The organism is Alicyclobacillus sendaiensis NBRC 100866 (genome assembly GCF_001552675.1).
Classification (GTDB): Bacteria; Bacillota; Bacilli; order Alicyclobacillales; family Alicyclobacillaceae; genus Alicyclobacillus; species Alicyclobacillus sendaiensis.
The window spans coordinates 19,444-38,367 of sequence record NZ_BCRQ01000025.1 but is presented as its reverse complement, the minus strand read 5'-3'; the positions used below and the strand labels follow the sequence as shown (position 1 = coordinate 38,367).

18 protein-coding genes, 1 pseudogene and 1 riboswitch are annotated in these 18,924 nt (G+C 63.4%); of the genes and pseudogenes, 13 read left to right on the top strand and 6 right to left on the bottom strand.

Annotation, left to right across the window (positions count from 1 at the left end; all coding sequences use genetic code 11):
* Positions 1-78: 78 nt before the first annotated feature.
* Both dps and AS26_RS06800 read left to right on the top strand, forming a co-directional pair.
* The gene (gene dps / locus AS26_RS06805; RefSeq protein WP_062307610.1) at positions 79-573 is read left to right on the top strand and encodes a DNA starvation/stationary phase protection protein Dps; all 495 of its coding nucleotides are present in this window, start codon (positions 79-81) and stop codon (positions 571-573) included.
* Between the two features lie 277 nt (positions 574-850).
* Positions 851-1,621, top strand: coding sequence for a DeoR/GlpR family DNA-binding transcription regulator (locus tag AS26_RS06800; RefSeq protein ID WP_062307609.1), 771 nt, complete (start codon positions 851-853; stop codon positions 1,619-1,621).
* A 74-nt stretch (positions 1,622-1,695) separates the two neighbouring features.
* Here AS26_RS06800 and AS26_RS06795 read toward each other — a convergent pair whose 3' ends face one another.
* Genes AS26_RS06795 through AS26_RS06785 form a run of 3 tightly spaced genes read right to left on the bottom strand, consistent with a single transcriptional unit; the run spans position 1,696 to position 4,521 of the window.
* Positions 1,696-2,367, bottom strand: a complete 672-nt coding sequence (locus AS26_RS06795) for a LutC/YkgG family protein (RefSeq protein WP_062307606.1) — start codon at positions 2,365-2,367, stop codon at positions 1,696-1,698.
* Positions 2,360-3,778, bottom strand: coding sequence for a LutB/LldF family L-lactate oxidation iron-sulfur protein (locus tag AS26_RS06790; RefSeq protein WP_062307604.1), 1,419 nt, complete (start codon positions 3,776-3,778; stop codon positions 2,360-2,362). The genes AS26_RS06795 and AS26_RS06790 overlap by 8 nt, the downstream gene beginning before the upstream one ends.
* Positions 3,775-4,521, bottom strand: a complete 747-nt coding sequence (locus AS26_RS06785) for a (Fe-S)-binding protein (protein ID WP_062307601.1) — start codon at positions 4,519-4,521, stop codon at positions 3,775-3,777. Before AS26_RS06785 ends, AS26_RS06790 begins: the two co-directional genes overlap by 4 nt.
* 269 nt (positions 4,522-4,790) lie before the next feature.
* Between AS26_RS06785 and AS26_RS06780 the strand changes: the two genes are divergently transcribed.
* From AS26_RS06780 to AS26_RS06750, 7 genes are all read left to right on the top strand, one after another.
* On the top strand, positions 4,791-4,997 hold the full coding sequence (locus tag AS26_RS06780; RefSeq protein ID WP_062307599.1) for a DUF1657 domain-containing protein: 207 nt from the start codon (positions 4,791-4,793) through the stop codon (positions 4,995-4,997).
* 60 nt (positions 4,998-5,057) lie between these two features.
* Positions 5,058-5,918 (top strand): DUF421 domain-containing protein, encoded by an 861-nt coding sequence (locus tag AS26_RS06775; RefSeq protein WP_062307597.1) that lies wholly within the window; start codon positions 5,058-5,060, stop codon positions 5,916-5,918.
* A 13-nt stretch (positions 5,919-5,931) separates the two neighbouring features.
* Entirely contained in the window at positions 5,932-6,405 is a 474-nt protein-coding gene (gene spoVAC, locus AS26_RS06770; protein WP_062307595.1) for a stage V sporulation protein AC, read from the top strand.
* Between the two features lie 3 nt (positions 6,406-6,408).
* On the top strand, positions 6,409-7,455 hold the full coding sequence (spoVAD, locus tag AS26_RS06765) for a stage V sporulation protein AD (RefSeq protein WP_062307592.1): 1,047 nt from the start codon (positions 6,409-6,411) through the stop codon (positions 7,453-7,455).
* Complete coding sequence (gene spoVAE / locus AS26_RS06760; protein ID WP_062307591.1) at positions 7,452-7,802, top strand: stage V sporulation protein AE; 351 nt, start codon at positions 7,452-7,454, stop codon at positions 7,800-7,802. The genes spoVAD and spoVAE overlap by 4 nt, the downstream gene beginning before the upstream one ends.
* A gap of 160 nt (positions 7,803-7,962) precedes the next feature.
* Complete coding sequence (locus AS26_RS06755; RefSeq protein WP_062307587.1) at positions 7,963-9,861, top strand: acyltransferase family protein; 1,899 nt, start codon at positions 7,963-7,965, stop codon at positions 9,859-9,861.
* 28 nt (positions 9,862-9,889) lie between these two features.
* Positions 9,890-10,957, top strand: a complete 1,068-nt coding sequence (locus AS26_RS06750) for an Ldh family oxidoreductase (RefSeq protein ID WP_062307586.1) — start codon at positions 9,890-9,892, stop codon at positions 10,955-10,957.
* Positions 10,958-10,981: 24 nt separating this feature from the next.
* On the opposite strand, the gene AS26_RS06745 is transcribed toward AS26_RS06750, so the two are convergent.
* The 3 genes and pseudogenes from AS26_RS06745 to AS26_RS06735 form a co-directional block, all read right to left on the bottom strand.
* Positions 10,982-11,779 (bottom strand): SGNH/GDSL hydrolase family protein, encoded by a 798-nt coding sequence (locus tag AS26_RS06745; protein WP_062307584.1) that lies wholly within the window; start codon positions 11,777-11,779, stop codon positions 10,982-10,984.
* A 64-nt stretch (positions 11,780-11,843) separates the two neighbouring features.
* A pseudogene (locus AS26_RS06740) lies at positions 11,844-12,065 on the bottom strand (TipAS antibiotic-recognition domain-containing protein); the annotation flags it as partial.
* A gap of 25 nt (positions 12,066-12,090) precedes the next feature.
* A complete protein-coding gene (locus AS26_RS06735; RefSeq protein ID WP_062307579.1) occupies positions 12,091-13,074 on the bottom strand; it encodes an SGNH/GDSL hydrolase family protein in 984 nt (327 codons plus the stop codon).
* 271 nt (positions 13,075-13,345) lie between these two features.
* On the opposite strand from AS26_RS06735, the gene AS26_RS06730 reads away from it, so the two are divergent.
* From AS26_RS06730 to AS26_RS06715, 4 genes are all read left to right on the top strand, one after another.
* Positions 13,346-14,542 (top strand): acyltransferase, encoded by a 1,197-nt coding sequence (locus AS26_RS06730; protein ID WP_062307577.1) that lies wholly within the window; start codon positions 13,346-13,348, stop codon positions 14,540-14,542.
* Positions 14,543-14,585: 43 nt separating this feature from the next.
* Positions 14,586-16,115, top strand: a complete 1,530-nt coding sequence (locus AS26_RS06725) for an AMP-binding protein (protein WP_062307613.1) — start codon at positions 14,586-14,588, stop codon at positions 16,113-16,115.
* Between the two features lie 39 nt (positions 16,116-16,154).
* On the top strand, positions 16,155-17,105 hold the full coding sequence (locus AS26_RS06720) for a peptidyl-prolyl cis-trans isomerase (protein ID WP_245629654.1): 951 nt from the start codon (positions 16,155-16,157) through the stop codon (positions 17,103-17,105).
* A gap of 124 nt (positions 17,106-17,229) precedes the next feature.
* Positions 17,230-17,361: riboswitch (cyclic di-AMP (ydaO/yuaA leader) on the top strand.
* Positions 17,362-17,517: 156 nt separating this feature from the next.
* Positions 17,518-18,912: an MFS transporter gene (locus AS26_RS06715; RefSeq protein ID WP_062307572.1), complete on the top strand. Its 1,395-nt coding sequence runs from the start codon at positions 17,518-17,520 to the stop codon at positions 18,910-18,912.
* Positions 18,913-18,924 lie beyond the last annotated feature (12 nt).

The following is an 18,924-nucleotide window of genomic DNA, read 5'->3' as shown; positions in this document are numbered from 1 at the left end:
CGAGCGCTGACTCGAGATTTGGGTTCTTGGACAGGATTGGGTATACTGGACCCAAGCCTACGCCAATGGAGGTGTCCTATGGCTACGAATGTCTCCCAGTTGAAGCATACGCGCATCGATCTCGCTGACGACGTCAAAAAGCGGATGATTGAGCTTCTCAACACGCACGTCGTACACCTCACGGATCTCTGGAACCAGACGAAGCTCGCGCACTGGAACGTCCGGGGGCCGCATTTCATCGCGTATCACGAAATGCTGGACGATCTCGCCGCGCATCTCGTCGAAGCCATCGACGACGTCGCGGAGCGGGCGACTGCGCTCGGCGGTGTGGCGGGCCTGCCGATTCAGGATCTCGCGGCCGAGACCAAGCTGCCGAAGTGGGACCTGTCCGTCACGAAGGACGTCGAGGTGCTGAAGGCGCTCGCCGACCGCTGGGCCGTCGTGGCGAATGAGGCGCGCAAGTTCATCGAGGAGTCGGAAGACCAAGATCCGGACACCGCAGATCTGTTCACCGAGATCTCGAGGCAGTTGGACCAAGACCTTTGGTTTTTGGAAGCGCACATCGAGCACTGACCCTAGGACACCCTGGCCCCGCCCTTGCGGCGGGGTTTTTTGCATCGCGCGACGCGCGCGTCGGCGCGCCGCGTCCGCCCGGCCAGGCGCAAAAGGATCCAGTGCGCTTTGGGCACGTTCAAGGTCCAAAACAGGGTTGTTTTGCTCGGCAATCCCACCATCTTCACGAAGGCGAACATCAAGAGCACTAATTATTAATTATTAATGGTGTATGGAGCCGATGCGAGAACCTGTTACGATTCGCTTCGTGATTCATGCGAGGAAGTGACCTTTGCCAATGCTCCCAGCAGAACGACAGCGAGCGATTCTACAATACCTGAACGAACGCGGTAGTATCCGCGTCAAAGAGCTCAGCCGCATGTTCTCGGTGACCGAGGAGACTGTGCGCCGGGATCTGCACATTCTCGAGATGGAGGGCAAACTGCGCCGCAGCCACGGCGGCGCAGTTCGTATTGACGATGACACCCCAGCGGAGACGTCGTATCTGGTGCGCGAGTCCGAGCATGTGCCGGAGAAATTGGCCATTGCGCGAGCGGCAGTGGCGTACATGGAGCCCTCCGACAGTCTCATTCTCGACGCGAGCAGCACGGCCTTGCATGTGGCCAACGCGCTGCCGAACATGCCGCTCACCGTTCTCACGAATTCACTGAAAATCGCGCTGGAACTCGCTTCGAAAGACAAAATCGAGGTGATTTCCACAGGTGGAATTCTCCGTGCGAGCTCGCTTTCGTATGTCGGGCCGATGGCGGAGGAAGCTATTGAGCGGTTCCACGTGAACAAGGCGTTTTTGTCCTGCAAAGGGGTGCACGTCGATCACGGCTTCACTGAGTCCAACGCGCTTCAGGCGCGCGTGAAGCGCAAAATGGTTGAGATTGCGGACACGCTGATTCTGCTCGCTGACCACAGCAAGATTCAGGTGCGCGATTTCACGAAGGTGGGAGATGTGGACGAGATCGACGTGCTGATCACGGACGCAGAAACGCCAGATGCCGAACTGCAACGATTTCGAGAGGTCGGCGTGAATGTGGTGAAGGCGGAAAAAGAGTGATGAAGAGGCGTCCCGTACAAACAGGGACGCCCTTTTTACGTGGCGCTTCAGTTCGGCGGCGTGTGGAGGGGCCATCACGCGCCGCCTGCGCCGTCCTGCAGCAATAAACAGATCACCCGGGCGGGGCCGTGCACGCCGATGGTTTGATCGTTTTCAATATCCGAAGAGCGGCTCGGTCCGCTGATGAAGTGCACAAAGGGCGCCAGCTCGCCGGGGGCGGCAAGGCGCACGTGCGGTATGGCATCGCCGAGGCTCTGCACCACCTGGCTCTCGCGCATCACCACGAGGTGCACGAGCGGAACCTGGTGCACGGTCCGCCCCGCGGCACCTCCTGTGGCGATGACGAGGGTCCCCGTGTCGGCAATCCCGCATGTGGCACCCGTGATTCCCACATCAATGTCGAGCACCGACTGCTCGCCAAACCGCCGGGCTCCCCATTTCGCCAGAATCTCCTCCACGTTCACTGGCCATGGGGCATCCTTGCCCCACGCCCCGACAGCGCGCGGCCGCACGGCCTGCAGCGTCTCGTCGAGTACCGCGTGAAGCCTCGCTTCATCCTCGCATCGGATCACTTCGCCTGCCAACGCTTCGAAGCGCGCGCAGAAGGTCGCCACGCGCTCCTCGTGGCTCGTCTGGCAATCCGCCCAAAAATCCGGCACTCCAATGGCGTCGCGGGCGGCAGGTGCCGATCCCGGCGCGCGGCCGAGCCTCGCCGCAATATTGGACAAAAACGCTGCCTTATCCACGCCTCGTCCCCCGCTTTCTCGCCATCCACCACTCGCGAAACGTCTGCTGGCCCAGTGCGGGAAAATCCCGGCGATCCGTCCAACCGGCGAGCGGGCCGATCTTGGCTCGAATGACGCCGTCTTTCGCAAATCCGCCCTGGAGGCGTCTTGCCACGCGAATGGCGCTGAGATAGCGCCGGTGATCCGAGAAAGCGACGCGGTAGGTGGCGAAGGCCGCCTTTTCGCCGGTCTTGCCGCCGGTTTTCGCGACGTAGCGTTGCCGCTCTTTGACGAGCATGTCGTGAAGCGGGATCTTCACGGGACACGCCTCGTAGCACGCGCCGCAGAGGCTCGAGGCGTACGGGAGGTCCTGATACGCTTCGCCTCCCTCGAGGAGCGGCGACAGCACGGCGCCGATGGGCCCGGGATAGACCGAACCGTACGCGTGCCCGCCAATCTGGCGGTACACGGGGCAGACGTTCAGGCACGCCCCGCAGCGGATGCAGTGGAGCACCGCCTGGAAGTCGGGATCGCCGAGTTGGCGAGATCGGCCGTTGTCGAGGATGATGACGTGCATCTCTTCCGGGCCGTCGCCATCGCCTGCCCGGCGCGGCCCGGTGATGAGGGACAGGTAGGTGATGGTGTTCTGGCCGGTCGCGCTTTTGGGCAGCAGGTGGGCGAAGACCTCGAGATCGGCGAGGGTAGGCAGAATGCGCTCCATGCCCATGAACACGATGTGGGTCTTCGGCAGGTTGGCGACGAGATCGGCGTTGCCCTCGTTGGTGAACAGGGCCATGGAGCCGGTCTCGGCGATGGCGAAGTTGCAGCCGGTGATGCCGATGTCGGCCGTGAGGTACATCTCGCGCAGGCGGCGGCGGGCGAACGCGACGAGATCGCGCGTCTCGGTGGTGAGGTTTTGGCCGCCGTCCGCTTCGAAGAGTGCCTTGATCTGCTCGCGGGTCTTGTGAATGGCCGGGATGATGATGTGGGACGGCGTTTCGCCGGCGAGTTGGACGATGTACTCGCCGAGATCGGTCTCCACCACCTGGACGCCGAGCTCCTCGAGGTGGTGGTTGAGATGGATCTCCTCGGTGACCATCGACTTCGACTTGACCACACGTTTCGCGGCCTTGGCGCGGACGATGTCCGTCACGGCAGCGAGCGCTTCGCTTGCATCGGCGCAGAAGTGGACGTGGGCGCCGAGGCGCTCAAGGTTGTCGGCGAACTGCCCGAGATAGAAGTCGAGGTGCTCGATGGTGTGCCGCCGGATGGCCTCGCCGCGATCTCGCCAGGCCTCCCAGTGGCCGAAGTCCTCGGTCACGGCCTGCTTGCGGTTGCGGAGCCTGTCGGTGGTGAAGTGGACGGCGCCGCGCAAAAAGTCGTCCTGTAGGGCCGACTTTGCGCGGTCAAGCACGGACGAGCGCGCGTTCATGCGGTCACCTCCTCGGTGAGGCCTGCGGCTTCCGCGAGAAGCTCGGCGAGGTGCATCACGCGGATTTGGGCGCCGCGGCGGGAGAGGGTGCCGCCGATGTTCATGAGGCAGCCCATGTCGGTGGAGACGAGGACCTCGGCGCCCGACGCGACGACGTTGTCCGCCTTTTCCTGCGCCATGGCGCTTGAAATGTCGCTCATCTTGACGGAAAAGGTGCCGCCGAAGCCACAGCAGTCCCGGGCGTAGGGCAGATCGACGAGCTCGAGATCCCGCACGTGGCGCAGAAGTTCAAGCGGTTCCTCGCGCACGCCGAGGAGGCGGGAGCCGTGGCAGGAAGGATGAAACGTGACGCGGTGCGGGAAGCGGCCGCCGAAGTCCACCTTGCCCAGGCGGCTGACGAGAAATTGGGAGAGTTCATAGGTCTTCTCCGCCAACCGCTTGGCTTCCTCGGCGAGGGCCGGATCGTCCGCGAAGAGGCTCGGGTAATAGTGGTGAATCATGCCGACGCACGATCCCGACGGGCTCACGACGGCGTCGGCGTCGGCAAACGCGTCGAGCAGCGTGCGCGCGACGCGGCGAGCCTCGTCCGCGTAGCCGCTGTTAAAGGCGGGCTGGCCGCAGCAGGTCTGCCCGATGGGAAAATCGACCTCGCAGCCGCTCGCCTCGAGGAGGCGCGTGGCAGCGATGCCGACGCGCGGGAAGACGGCGTCGACGATGCAGGTGACAAACAGGCTCACTTTCATGGGACAGTCCTCCAGGATGGCGACGAGATCAAAAGCCGCGAGTCTCTGCGGCAGACGTCGTCTCCAGTGTAACGCTTTCGCAGTGGCGCTGCACGGGCGAGTGCGCCGTGAATCGGGCGTATCCCCATGATAGCAAAACAAAACAAACAAAAGACATAAAAAGATGCAAACATCCACATCGTGCGCCTTCCCTCGATTTCCAGGCGGATCGATGCATACGCGTGGGCTAGGTTCGGAGACATTACGGTCCAGATGGGGGGGTGAATCGTATGACCATCGCGCAGCAGGTGAAGACGACGCTCGCGAACCTCAAGAGCGCGCAGGCGAACCTCGAATCGTTTGCCCTCGCGACCGACAATGAAAAGGCGAAGCAGCTGTACACGCAGGCGGCGCAGCAGACACAGCAGCTGGTGCAGCAGCTTCAGACTCGGGTCGCACAAATGGAGCAAGAGGAGCCTCAGTACAAGGGCTTCTAATCCCGGATGGCGCCAGGGAGCACGCTCCCTGGCTCGCTTCTCGCCAGTGGAGGTGAGCGGGTGGCGGAATGGCTGACCATCATCATCCGGTCGCTCATCGCGTTCGCCGCGATGTTTCTGTTCGCGAAGCTCATTGGCAAGCGCCAACTGTCGCAGATCACCTTCTTTGAGTACATCGTCGGGATCGCCATTGGCGACATGGCGGCCATCATCCCGGATCAGCTTCAGGCGCCCTTGTACCACGGGCTGTTGCCCATGGCGGTGTACACGGCGCTACCCATCCTGTTGAGCTTCATCGCACTCAAGAGCAAGAAGGCGCGCGATATCCTCGAGGGCAAGGCGCGGGTTCTTATCCAGAACGGAAAAATTCTCGAGGACAACCTGCGCAAAGAGCGCATGTCAACCGACGAACTGCTGGAGCACCTGCGGGCCAAGAACGTGTTCCAGGTGGCCGACGTGGAATTTGCCATCATGGAGTCCAACGGCTCGGTCAACGTCATGCTGAAGCCCGAGGCGGAGCCGGTCACGCCGAAGCGCCTCGGGCTCAAGGTGCCGGCCGAGGCCCAGCCGCAGGTCGTGATCATGGATGGGAAGATCATGGACGAAGGGCTCGCCACCATCGGATTCAACCGGGGCTGGCTCAAGGCCGAGCTCGAGAAGCTCGGCGTGGCTCTCGAGAACGTGTACCTCGCGCAGGTGAACGCGGCGGGCGAGCTGTTCGTGGACCTGTATGACGATCGCATCCAGGTGCCCGAGCCGAAGGCGCGCGAACTCACACACATCCTGCTGAAGAAGGCGCAGGCGGATCTCGAGCTGTACGCGCTCGGCACGGAGGATGAGGGGGCCAAGCGGGAATACGCCGCCATGGCGAAGCAAATGGAGCGCGTGGTGAAGGAGACGGAGCCGTACTTGCGGCGCTAGGAGGGAACGCGAGATGCCAAAGGCACAGCTGAAGAAGGCGACGCCCGTGATGCAGGCGTATCAGGCGTTCGCGTCCGCGCGCGAGCCGGCCCGCCCCATGGCGAGAAACTTCGCCATCGCGTTTGTCGCAGGCGGACTGGTCTGCGTCTTGGGCCAGGCGGTGAGCGACTTCTTCGTGTACGTGTGCGGCTTTAGCCGCAAGGACGCCGGCAACCCGACGGTCGCGGTGCTCATTGCGATCAGCTGTCTGCTCACGGGGCTCGGCGTGTTTGACAAGATCGCGCGGTTCACGGGCGCGGGCACGGCGATTCCGGTGACGGGGTTTGCCAACGCGATGGCCTCGGCCGCTCTCGAGTCGAAGACCGAGGGATGGGTGCTCGGCGTGGGGGCGAACATGTTCAAGCTCGCCGGGGCCGTGATCGTCTGGGGCGTCGTGGCGGCCTTTTTCATCGGACTCCTTCACACGCTCGTCGCGCCGGGGAGGTAGCGCATGCTCAGGGGACATCAGAGCTGGGTGTTTGAGCATCGACCGATGATTCTGTCGACGGCGGCCATCGGAGGGCCGATGGAGGCGAAGGGGCCGCTCGCCGACGACTTCGATCTGCTCCACGCCGACATCCGAATGGAACAGAAGAGCTGGGAGCAGGCCGAGCGCACGCTGCTGGACGAGGCGTGCCAGAAGGCCATCGAGAAGGCGGGCCTGACGAAGGAGGCCATCTCGTTTCTCATCGCTGGGGATCTGATGAATCAGATCATCTCCTCCTCGTTTGCGGCGCGGACGCTCGCCGTGCCGTATCTCGGCATCTTTGGGGCGTGCTCCACGTCGATGGAGGGCCTCGCGCTCGCGTCGCTCCTGGTGAACGCGCGAGCCGCGCGCTACGCGCTCGCCGCGACGGTCAGTCACAACGCGGCGGTGGAGAAGCACTACCGGTATCCGACCGAGTACGGCGCGCAAAAGCCCCCCACCGCGCAGTGGACGGTGACCGCAGGGGCCGCGGCCGTTGTAGCCCCAAACGACGGCAAGGGCGAACACCCCGTCGTCACGCGGGCTACCATCGGCCGCGTGGTGGACATGGGGCTCTCGGACCCCTTCAACATGGGCGCCGCCATGGCTCCCGCCGCGCTCGACACCCTCGTGAGTCACTTCCGGGACTTCGACTTGCCGCACGACTATTACGATCTCGTCCTCACGGGCGATCTCGGCCGCGTGGGCTCCCGCATCCTCCGCGATCTCATGGTGGAGCATCGCGTGGACATTCCGCAGGACCGCTACGCCGACGCCGGCGTGCTCATCTATGGCGATCTCCCCGAGGTGCTGGCAGGAGGCAGCGGGTGCGGGTGCTCCGCGTCCGTCGCGTACGGCCACGTGCAGCGCAGACTCCGGCAAGGCGAGCTGCGCCGCGTGCTGGTGGTGGCGACCGGGGCGCTCTTGTCGCCCATCTCGTATCAACAGAAGGAGACGATCCCTTGCATCGCCCATGCCGTCGCCATCGAGTGGCCCGAGGCAGCGTGCCAAACAGGGGGGCGTGCGACGTGATCTACCTGTGGGCCTTTCTCGTGGGCGGCGCCATCTGCCTCATCGGCCAGGTGCTCATGGATGTCTTTCGCCTGCAGCCCGCGCAGGTGGTTTCCATCCTCGTGGTGGTGGGCGCGGTGCTCGGCGGCCTCGGCCTCTACGATCCCATCGTGCGCTTCGCCGGAGCAGGTGCCACCGTGCCCATCACGTCGTTTGGCAACGCGCTCGCACAGGGCGCCATCGCCGAGGGCAAAGTCCATGGGCTTGTCGGCGTCATCACCGGGATCTTCGAGCTCACGAGTGCCGGGATTTCTGCCGCCATTGTGTTCGCCTTCCTGACAGCGGTGTTCTTCCGGCCCAAGGGTTGATCCTCCCTCGTATCGAATCTCGTCGATCCCGTCGCTTTCTCCCGGCGCATCCGCATTGGCGAATTTCCATGAAACACAACGCCCAGTTCTATCGTCACCTAGATATAATCGAAACGGGGAATTTCGACACGGATTGCGCCGACGGGAGGAATCACAGACAATGCCAAAGCCGATGGGCGGGCATGGCCGGTACATGCCAGGATTGGACGGATTGCGAGCGCTTGCGGTGCTCGCCGTGATCGCGTATCACGTGAATTGGAATGGAGCTCCCGGAGGCCTGCTCGGCGTTCAGGTGTTCTTCGTGCTCTCCGGCTACCTGATCACGGATTTGCTCGTGTCGGAGTGGCGGGACACCGGCAAAATCGACTTCAAGCAGTTTTGGCTGCGGCGCGCGAGGCGGCTGTTGCCTGCGCTCGTGGTGATGCTCATCGCCGTCATGATCTGGGTGTATCTGGCGGATCGGGCGCAATTCACGCAGTTCTTTCAGGACGCCGTCGCGTCGTTCTTCTATGTGAGCAACTGGTGGTTCATCTTTCACAAGGTCTCCTATTTTCAGAGCTTTGGCCGACAGACGCCGCTCGGCCACCTCTGGTCGCTCGCGGTGGAGGAGCAGTTTTACCTCCTCTGGCCGCTCATCCTCCTGTTTGCCCTGAAGGTCCTGAGGCGGCGCGGGCGCATCCTCGCCTTCACAGGCGCGCTCGCGCTCGGCTCGGCTGTGTGGATGGCCGCGTTGTACCAACCGGGCATGGATCCGACGCGCGTCTACGACGGCACGGACACGCGCGCGTTCGGATTGCTGATCGGCGCCATGCTCGCCTTCGTGTGGCCGTCTGCCGGCTTTAGTCGGCCGCTCGCGCCTCGCCGCCGCCTCTTGCTCGATCTCGTCGGCCTCGGGAGCCTCTTCGTGATCTTGTGGATGATCTGGCAGACGAACGAGTACGAGCCGTTCTTGTACCGCGGCGGTCTGGTGATTCTCTCCATTGCGACGGTAGGCCTGGTGGCGTGTTTGGCACATCCGAGCACCCTGCTCGGCCGCGCGTTTGGCTCGCAGCCCTGGCGGTGGCTGGGCGTCCGCTCCTACGGCATCTACCTCTGGCATTTTCCTATCATCGCTCTGACGACGCCGCTCATCGACGCGAACGACTTCAGCCCGCTGCGCGCGGCGTGGCAGGTGGCGCTCGCCATCGCGATTGCGGCGCTTTCCTGGCGGGTGGTGGAAGAGCCCATCCGGCGCCTCGGCAAGCGCCATCGTGCAGAAAGCAGCGCTGTTCGAGAGGTGTACCGCACGCGGCGCGTTCGCAGCCGGCGGCGCCGCGTGATGTACGGCACTGGCGCCGTGGCCGGGATTGCCATCCTGTTCTGCGCGGGGATGACGGCGTATCCGGTAGTGGCGTCGCTGGGCAAGGTGCATGCGAAGCCCGTGACGGCGGGCGAATCCGGCGACAAGCCCTCGGCGCCGGAGGCGCATGCGGCTCAGGGCGGTGAGGAGACTGCGAAGGATTCGCCAACCGGGCCTCATCCAGCCTCGGCGTCAAGCCCGCCGCGCACCGCGGACGTGCGGACCATCGCGGATCCGAAGCCGAAAAAGGCCTCGGGCGTGGGCGTGACGGCGATTGGCGACTCGGTCATGATTGACGTGGAGGCCGACCTGGAGAAACTCCTGCCGGGTATCGTATGCGACGGTCAGATGGGCCGCCAGATGTACCAGGCGCCGCAGGTGGTTCAGGCCCTGAAGGCGAAAGGAGAATTGGGCCACATCGTCATCCTCGAACTCGGCACCAACGGGCCCTTCAGCAAACAACAACTGGTCTCCGTCCTCCAATCGCTCGGGCCGGTGAAAAAGATCATCTTGGTCAACACGCGCGTACCTCGGCCGTGGCAAAACGCGGTCAACCAGACGCTGGCCCAGGTGGCTGCCTCGTATCCGCACGTGGTGCTCGTGAACTGGTACCAAGCGAGCGCCGGGCATCCAGAGTACTTCTGGCCAGACGGCGTGCACCTCAATCCCACAGGGGCGATGGTGTACGCGAAGCTGGTGGCGCAGGCGGTGGAGCAGTGAGGCGGAGACGTTGGGGAGTGGAAAGAGGTTGCAGAGGCTCGTCGCGCCCGCGTCGCTGCACGCCTTTGCGCGCGCCTGTTTTGCCGCCGTCGGTGTGGCGAAGCGCGACGCGGATTGGTCCGCTACCGCGCTCATCGAATCCGATCTCCGCGGAATCTCGAGCCACGGCGTCATGCGCCTGCCGTGGTATCTTTACGGTTTGAAGAGTGGAAAAATCAATCCCAACCCGCGCCTGGGTTGGGAGCGAACAGGTCCGGTGACCGCCGTCCTGGATGCGGACGACGCGCTTGGCTTCGTGAGTGCCAAGGAGGCCGCCGCTTACGCGGTCGAGTTGGCCCGCGAAACCGGGCTCGGGGCCGTTGCGGTGCGCCGCGCGAACCACTGCGGCGCTCTGTTCCTGTACGCCGAGTGGGCGACGCTTTACGGCATGGTGGGGCTTTGTTGTGCCAACACGTATCCCGCGCTTGCGCTCCCGGGCGGCCGACAGCCCCTGATAGGCACCAATCCCATCGCGTTTGCCGCGCCCACGCCGCTCGACTACCCTCTGTCCATCGATCTGTCGACGAGCGCCATCTCGCGCGGCGCCGTGATCGAGCGCGCGCAACGCGGTGAACGGCTTCCCGACGGCGTAGCGGTCGATGAAGACGGCGAACCGACGACCGACCCGCACCGCGCCCTCGCGGGGGCGCTGTTGCCGATGGGCGGCGCGAAGGGATACGCCCTCGCGCTCATGGTGGAGGTTCTGGCGGGCGTTCTCGCCGGCGCGCACGTGGCGGGGGACGTAGGGTTCATGTTTGCAGACGACGGCAAGCCGCCAGGCAACGGCTTCTTTTATCTGGCGCTGCATCCTGAGTTCTTCGTGGGCCAGGAGGCGTTTCTCGAGCGAATGGCGTTGCTTGTTGCGGAGATTCACGACGCGCCTTCCGCAAAAGGACAGCCCATCTCGGTGCCGGGCGAGCGGCGGCACCGGGAGCGACTCGCGCGAAGCCGCCGCGGCATTCCCATCTCGGACGAGGTGTGGGCCGATCTCGCCGCGCTGGCGGATCGACACGGCATTCCGCTTCCCGAGGTGTGGGGAATGGAGGATGGGGCGTGACGAGCGGCTCGAGACGCCGGCCCGTCACGAGCTTGGCTTGGCGGCCACGGCAGGCACGAGCGTCCCCTGCAGATCCTGCGCCAAAAGCGATCCCGCCAGTTCGTGACCGAGGGTGTTGGGGTGCCAGTCGTCCGCGCTGTACATCTGGATGGATTGATGGTGCGCGGCGAGGTAGCGCTTCATCTGGTTGAACAGGTCGACGACGATGACATCGGGGGTTTTGAACTGCTTGGCGACCCGCATCTCGTCTTGCACGAGCGCCGCTTCGGACGCGACGTCGTGGCCGTACGATGCCCCGGTGGGCGGCGGTGTCACGACGATCACGTCCGCGTGCGCGGCGAGAGCCTGTTGAATCTCGGACTGAACGGCCTGTTCAAACGCGGGGATCGGCGTCTTGTTGGCGATGTCATCCAACATGCCCCACGAGATCACGACCACCTGAGGATGGACTTCGCGCAGAAAGGTGGGGTACTTGGCCGCCATTTGCGTGGGGCCGTATCCCTCGATGGACTTGTTGATGAACTGAAACGAGATGGGACCAGATTTGGTCAACGTTTGAAAGGCCCGCGCCAGATAGCCTCCGCCCGTCTTGTCGTCCCATCCATGGGCGACGGAGCCGCCGACGCCCATCGCGACGACCGGCTGAGTGGACGGGTGAGAGAAGAGCGGATAGGGGCTTGTCTGACGCGCCGCCGACTGCGCGCTCTCGGGCGCCGTGGGCGGCTGGTGGGCAGCCTTGGTCCCGCAGGCGCTGACGGCGCAGGCGACAGCGCACGCGCCGAGCCACGCGGTCAAACGGCGCCTTCCCGTGTGATTGGCCATCCTGCGAACCTCATTTCCTGTGGCGTTTGTCCCTTATTATACCGTTTTCCGTCGTGTACGTTCCTCAGCCCTGTGCGGATTTGAACCTCCCGCAGTAGATGTGGATGGCCTGCCGCAGAAACGCGGCCAGCCCCGGTCGGTAGGCACCGATGCACGCCGTGAAACGCTCATCATGCACGTACACGTACAGGTTTCTCAATCCGCGGAAGATCTCCAACGTGCAGTCGTAAAAGTGGTCGCAGATGAGCTTACGAATGTTTGCGACCGACGCCTGCACATCTGGATGGTCCGGCGCTTCTCTTCAAATGTCTTCAGGATGCCAACTCACCTTCGGGACGGCCCGACGAAGCTGCCGATCCGCCCTCCGGATGGCGCGACGTAGAAGCCGGTTCCGCCTTGAAGACCGGCGCCGTTGCGGGGAATTTCGCCAAGATATCCTTCACCAGGAGCTCGGCCGCGAGCGCATGGCCTTTCGCGTTGGGATGCCAGCTGTCGTGCATCAGCGGCTGAATGCTCTCGTGGTGAGCTCGCAGGTAGGCCTTCATCTGGTCGAACAGGTTGAACACGTACACATTCGGGTTGTGGAAGCTGTCCGCCACCTGAATCTCGCTCTCCATCAGCGCTTGTTGCGCCACTCGGTACGTGGTGAACGACGCCTTGGACACGGGGGTCGTCACCAGCATGACCATGGCGTGATGGTCGAGTGCTTCTTCGATTTGCCAGTGAACCTGCTCATCGTACACGAGAAACGGCGTGTGTTGATACAGGTCGTCCAGTCCGCCCCACGCGATGCAGACAATCTGCGGCTGATACGTGTCCAGCCACGTCACGTACGTATCGCGAATGCTGAGCACGCCCTTGCCCGGCTCCGCCTTGTCGATCACGTCATACGTGATGGGCGTCAGGGAGGAAAGGGCGGTAAACGTCCGATGCAGATAGCCGCCACCATTTGGATCCTTCCAGCCGCGTGCCACGGACGAGCCGATGACGAGCACCCGCACCACGCGCTCCTGTGCGGGGGCATTCGGCGCCTGGGTCTCTCCGCTCGAACTCGTTTCACTTCCAGTCCCATGGGTCGATCCACGCAGCGGGTTTGGCGCCACTCCCGTTCCCGGCGGCGAGGTGTCCGCGGAAGTGGCGTTCGCGTCCGCAGATGGGGCGACGGCCGCAGGCCCCGATGTTTCGCTCCCATCCGATCCACTCGACGCCGCTCGCGCGGTGAGCGACGCGGGCAGCCACAGTGCGCTCGCGGCGAGCGCACAAGCCAAAAAGCCGATTTGCCAGCGCCATTTCATCGCCACGACCCCCTAGGATGTCTTTTCCTTCATCTTGTCATTTTCATCTCAAATCGCCCTTAAAATCGTGGTTTTTCGCCGATCTCGTCTCGACCCGGATGACTTCGCACCCATCTTGACGCACCATGGAGATATCCGCCTTTGGCAAGCATGGCGGAAGCGTGTTAAGGTAGCATTGATCCTTTGATAAACTTTTGATGTTTTTCAACGCAGCTTCAAGCTCGTTCCCGTAAGCTATGCGGTGTTCAAGGCAAGTGAGGAGGGGGTCAAGGTGAGCCAGGCCCTGGCGAAGAAACCGCATCTGTACGAGGTCGACCTGATGCGGGCCTGCATCATCTTGGGAGTCATCTGCGTGCACGTCCTGTCCAGCTTCAACGTTCGCACCCCGGACGGATCGTGGATGGACGTGTCCTCAGGTATTCTGATGATGACGTTCCACTACACGCGCGAAGCGTTCATGTTCATCACCGGACTCGTTCTCTTCTACACCTATTACGATCGCCCGTTTTCAGCTGCGTCGTTTTGGAAGAAAAGGTTTCTGCTTATCGCCATTCCGTACATCGCGTGGACGGCCATTTATATTTTGTTTCAAGGCACGTTTCTCAAGGGATTTGAGTGGACGGCACCGTATCTCCTCCACACATTTCTCACGAGCCTGGCCACCGCCAATCGGTATTTCTTGTATTTTCTTCTTGTGTCGATGCAGCTATACGTGGTGTTTCCGCTCATGGTGCGCTGGCTCAAGCGCTCGGAGCGGTGGCACCGGACGATCGTGGTCATCGCCTTTTTGGTCGAGATCGGCATCATGATCTGGAATCAAGCATCGCTGCAGTTCGTGAACGTGTACCAGCTGCCGGCGTGGCTGCGCATCCTCGTGCGGTATCGGGACCGCGACATCTTCACGTACGAGTTCTGGTTCATAGCGGGCGCGATGTTCGCCATCTACTATCCGCGGTTGAAGAGCTGGGCCATGTCGCACGCGCGCGCGCTCTTCGGGATTTGGCTTGGCATGTGGTTTTTGCTCTTCGGCGTCTACTTTCTCAACCGCGACGCGCTCCACCTCACGGGTGGGCAGATAGTCGACACCCTACAGCCCGTCATGGTGCCCTACAGCTTGACAGTGGCGCTCTTGTTGTGGCGCATCGGACTCGGCTGGCAAGCCCGGCGAGCCAGGGGCTATCTGCCGCGCGCGAGCCGCGTCATCCGCTTTTTTGGCGGTGTGAGCTTCGGCATCTTTCTCATCCACCCCATCGCGCTTCGCTTCGTCGAGCTCTTGGCGGACCAGATTCACGCCCCGCTCGGCGTGCAGTACGCGATGTTGCCCATCTGGATTGCACTGACCTACGTGTCTTCCGGCGTCGCCGCCTACCTGATCGGAAAGATCCCTTTCGTCGGATACATCGTCGGCGAAAAGGCGGGCCTGCCGAAGTCCATGGCGCGCAAGACCGCATCCAGTGCGGCGGGATGAGGCGCTTTGTCAGGATTCGAATCTCGGAATCGAGGTGTTTTACATGTCCAAGCTGAATGACGCGTTGTGGCGAGCACTCGCCGATTCGTCGCGAACCGTCATCTGGGACGGCCGCTGGTACACGTGCGGCGAGGTTCGCGCACACGTGGAGGAACTCCGGTCTCAGCTCGCCGCCCTCGGCGTGCGCCCTGGGCATCGCGTGATGGTGGCCCTGCCGAACTCGTACGCGTTTGTCGTCAGCTACCTGGCGTGTCTGGCGCACGGGGCCATCTGCGTGCCTGCCAACAGCGACATGCCGACGGGCGAGCTGGAACGAGCGCTCGCGCGCTACCGGGCGGATTACGGTATGATTGCGCCCGAAGCCGGTGAACGGTGGGACGCGGTGCTCCGCGAGCGGGGATTCGCCCGCGGGACTTCTGTGCAGATGGACGCCGAGGGCGGGCAGGTGGTTCAAATCTGGAAAGGTTCCCCTGGGCGTTCGCCCGAAGCGGGGCAAAGCCTCTCCGAGCAACATCCGGCTGTCCTTATGTTCACGTCTGGCACCACCGGCGAGCCCAAGGGCGTGCTTCTGACGCACGGAAACCTGTTTGCGGCCGTGCGGAACGTGACGCAAAGCCACGAACTCACGGCGTCGGACGTCGCGTACTGCATCCTGCCGCTCTTTCACATCAATGGCCAGGTCATCGTGCTTTTGTCGACGCTGGTGTCGGGCGGGCGGATCGTCATGCGCGACAAGTTCCACGCCTCCCTGTTCTGGGACGACATTCGCCAGCACGGCGTCACCTGGGTCTCCTGCGTGCCGACGATTCTGTCCATCCTCGCCAAGCGGCCGGTACCCAAGGAGGCGCTCGGCACGCTCCGATTTCTGCGTTCCGCCTCCGCGCCGCTCACGCCGGCGGTAGCCGCGCGCATGGAGGCGGCCTGCGGCGTGCCCGTGATCGAGGCCTACGGCATGACCGAGGCGGCGGGGCAGATCTGCACCAACCCGCTGCCGCCGGGTGTGCGGAAGTCCGGATCGGTTGGCAAGCCGGTGGGGATGTCGCTTGTCATCGTCGACGCGGAGCGCCAGCCCGTCGCGCCGTATGAGCTCGGCGAAATTGCCATCCGCGGCGCCAACGTCATCGATCACTACGAGGGCATGGAGCCTGCGCCCGATTACGGCTATGGTCCCGGATGGATTTACACGGGCGATCTCGGCTACGTAGATGAGGATGGCTACGTGTTCATCACCGGGCGCGCGAAGGAGATGATCAACCGGGCGGGCGAGAAAATCTCGCCGAGGGAAATTGAGGACGTCCTGAACGCGCACGAGAAGGTGGCGCGCTCCGCCGTGGTGGGTCTTCCGGATCCGCTCTACGGGGAGCGGGCGGTGGCATGGGTGGTGCCGGAAGAGCCGGATGCCGTCGACGCGGATGCTCTGCGGGCCGAGCTGGAGTCGCTCTGTGCAGCGCATCTCGCCAGGCCCAAGCGGCCGTCGCAAATTGTGATCGCGAAGTCCCTGCCGGTGAACGCGACGGGCAAAGTGCAGAAACACGTGTTGCGCAACTTGGAACCACGTGATAGGCTTGCCTGAACTGGGCAGTGGATCAGGGTGCGGACAGCTTGAAGGAGGATGACTTTGAAGAAGGAACGGTGGATTGCCGGATTCGTCGGCGCGGCCGCAGGGGCGCTGGTCGTGGGCGGGGTGTGGTTTGGCACGTACGCGGCGCACGGAGGCGGATCGGTCGTGGCGATGGTGGGCAAAACGCCGATCACGAGGCAGGAACTTGCGCAGCAGTCGGAGTCCTATGCCGGATCGGCCATGCTGGAGGAGCTCATCGCCAACGCCTTGATTGAGCAGGCGGCCGCCAAACAGCACGTGACGGCGACGAATGCGGAGATCAACCAGCAACTGACCGCCATCGAGCTGCAGGACGGCATCACGTCCGCTGCGCAGCTCAACTCGCTCCTCGCGCAGAACCATATGACGAAGGCACAGCTTCTGAGCCAAATTCGCGACAACATCCTCGCCGCGAAGCTGGCCGAGGCGCAGGTCCACGTGACGGACAAGCAGATTGCATCGTACTACAAGCAGAATGTGTCGATGTTCACCGTGCCCGAGACCCGCAAAATCGCCGTGATTGCCGTGAAGACGAAGGCGGATGCCGAGAAGGCCCTCGCCGAGATCCAGTCGGGCACACCCTTTGCGTCCGTGGCGAAATCGATGTCCACGGACGCCGCGACGCGCGCGAAGGGCGGGCTGCTCGGGACGTTCAGCCTGGCGGAGATGAAGGCGGAACACCCGTCCATCGCCTCTGCGGCCTTTGCCCTCAAGGCGGGCGCGGTGAGCGAGCCCATCAAGGTGCAGGGCGGATACGAGTTGGTTCAGTGCCAGGCCATCACGCCGAAGCACGTGCAGCCGCTTTCTGCCGTTCGCTCGCAGATCATCGAAGCCATCAAGCAACAGAACGCGGAGAGCGAGACGAAGCTCGTGGCCGAGCTCGCGAAGTCCGCGGACATTCGCATCCTCGACCCGTCGTATCAGGCGGTGCTCACGGCCATCAAGAATCCGACATCGACCTGACGCACGGCGCCGCGCTGACCTCGCGGCGTCCGCTCGCGGCGGGTGCCGAGAGCTGCGTCCCGCATTGCGTTGACCTCAAATTTCGTGTATTGTAATAGGACACCACGCATACTCCATTGCGATACAAGCGGCAGCGCTGAATTCCTCTGCGGAGGAAACGGGGGACCCAACGTCCGGGGTGAAACGACAACCGTCGTGGGGCGCCTTTCCGCCCTAACCCGTCAGCTAACCTCGTAAGCGCGCGGAAAGGGGACGATGCCATGTATCGCCGCTTTCTTTTCCTCACGTTTTCCACTGGAGAGCCCCGTTGGTGCACGTCATCTGCAGATCCCCCTCGAACCATCTCGAATCGCATGCTGTCGCATTGCGCGCGCGGCGCGGTCGAGATCGACAACGTTTGAGGGGGGAAACCATGGAACTGCAGGCGACGAAGCCGGTGAATCCGGTCGAAGATGCGAAGTGGAGCCTTTTTCACCTGAAGCTCACCATCTATTCGTCGGGCGGGCCGTTTCTCGACGGCTACATCCTGAGCATCGTCGCGGTGGCCTTGACGCAGTTGACGCCTGAGCTCCATCTCGACGCCGTGTGGAGCGGCTTGATTGGTGCGTCCGCGCTGATCGGCATCTTCATTGGCGGGCTGCTCGGGTACGTGACGGATCGATTTGGCCGGCAGCTGATGTACACCATCGATTTCATCTTGCTGATTGTGGCTTCGATTTTGCAGTTCTTCGTGCACACCGCCTGGGAGCTTTTTGTCCTGCGCGTGGTGCTCGGCATCGCCGTCGGCGCGGACTACCCGATTGCCACGTCGCTTTTGACGGAGTTCGCGCCGCGCAAGCACCGCGGTTTGATGCTCGGCGTGACGGTCATCGCGTGGTACGTGGGCGCCACGGTCGCGTACCTCGTGGGACAGTGGCTTCTGCCCATCGGGCCGGACGCGTGGAGGTACATGTTGGCGTCGAGCGCGGTTCCGGGTATTGCGCTCGTGATTCTGCGGCTCGGGACGCCGGAGTCCCCGCGTTGGCTGCTTCAGCAGGGTCGGGCGCGCGAAGCGCTGAAGGTGCTGCGCGAGATCTATGGGCCGGGGGCGAGCCTCAGGCACATCGCGGTCCCGGATGAGAAACGCGCGCGAACCAGCTACCTGACGCTGTTCAATCGGACGTACTGGAAACGGACGCTGTACGTGAGTGGGTTTTTCACGGCGGCGGTCGCGCCGCTTTTCGCCATGCTGACGTTTGGGCCGACGCTGCTCGACGACTATCACGTGCTCAACGGATCGTCCGGGTATGGGTCGGCGCTCATCAGCGCCCTGTTCATCGCGGGCTGCATCCCCGCACTGTGGTTGCTGAATCGCCTTGGGCGCAGGGCGACGATGATTGCCTCGTTTGCGGTCATGACCGTTGGCATGTTGTTGTTGGGGTTGTTTCCGAAGGGGCCGCTCTGGGTCATCGGCCTCGGCTTTCTGCTGTACGCCCTGTCTTCCGGCGGGCCGAACATCATGGAGTGGCTCGCGCCGAATGAGCTGTTCCCGACCGAGGTTCGCGGCACGGCTGTTGGCGTGACGACCTGCATCAGCAGGCTCGGGGCCGTGGCTGGCACGTACCTCCTGCCGTGGGCCTTGGCCCGCTACGGCGTGGGCCCGACCATGTTGGTGGGGGCGCTCGTGACGTTCGGGGGTTTTTTGATCTGCGTCTTCTTGGCGCCGGAGACGCGCGGTCTCACGCTGAACGCGGCGAGCGTCGGCGAGGACGCCGAGGCGGAGCGCGTGTCCGGCTCGCCCGAACGCCGGATCCGTGTCGGTCGCTGAGGGTTCAGTGCG

What these genes read in the sequence shown, in the direction of transcription:
- dps (WP_062307610.1), top strand. Translation starts at nt 79, where the DNA reads ATGGCTACGAATGTCTCCCAGTTGAAGCATACGCGCATCGATCTCGCT.
- AS26_RS06800 (WP_062307609.1), top strand. Translation starts at nt 851, where the DNA reads ATGCTCCCAGCAGAACGACAGCGAGCGATTCTACAATACCTGAACGAA.
- AS26_RS06790 (WP_062307604.1), bottom strand. Translation starts at nt 3,778, where the DNA reads ATGAACGCGCGCTCGTCCGTGCTTGACCGCGCAAAGTCGGCCCTACAG.
- AS26_RS06785 (WP_062307601.1), bottom strand. Translation starts at nt 4,521, where the DNA reads ATGAAAGTGAGCCTGTTTGTCACCTGCATCGTCGACGCCGTCTTCCCG.
- AS26_RS06780 (WP_062307599.1), top strand. Translation starts at nt 4,791, where the DNA reads ATGACCATCGCGCAGCAGGTGAAGACGACGCTCGCGAACCTCAAGAGC.
- spoVAC (WP_062307595.1), top strand. Translation starts at nt 5,932, where the DNA reads ATGCCAAAGGCACAGCTGAAGAAGGCGACGCCCGTGATGCAGGCGTAT.
- spoVAD (WP_062307592.1), top strand. Translation starts at nt 6,409, where the DNA reads ATGCTCAGGGGACATCAGAGCTGGGTGTTTGAGCATCGACCGATGATT.
- AS26_RS06755 (WP_062307587.1), top strand. Translation starts at nt 7,963, where the DNA reads ATGCCAAAGCCGATGGGCGGGCATGGCCGGTACATGCCAGGATTGGAC.
- AS26_RS06745 (WP_062307584.1), bottom strand. Translation starts at nt 11,779, where the DNA reads ATGGCCAATCACACGGGAAGGCGCCGTTTGACCGCGTGGCTCGGCGCG.
- AS26_RS06735 (WP_062307579.1), bottom strand. Translation starts at nt 13,074, where the DNA reads ATGAAATGGCGCTGGCAAATCGGCTTTTTGGCTTGTGCGCTCGCCGCG.
- AS26_RS06725 (WP_062307613.1), top strand. Translation starts at nt 14,586, where the DNA reads ATGTCCAAGCTGAATGACGCGTTGTGGCGAGCACTCGCCGATTCGTCG.
- AS26_RS06720 (WP_245629654.1), top strand. Translation starts at nt 16,155, where the DNA reads ATGACTTTGAAGAAGGAACGGTGGATTGCCGGATTCGTCGGCGCGGCC.
- AS26_RS06715 (WP_062307572.1), top strand. Translation starts at nt 17,518, where the DNA reads ATGGAACTGCAGGCGACGAAGCCGGTGAATCCGGTCGAAGATGCGAAG.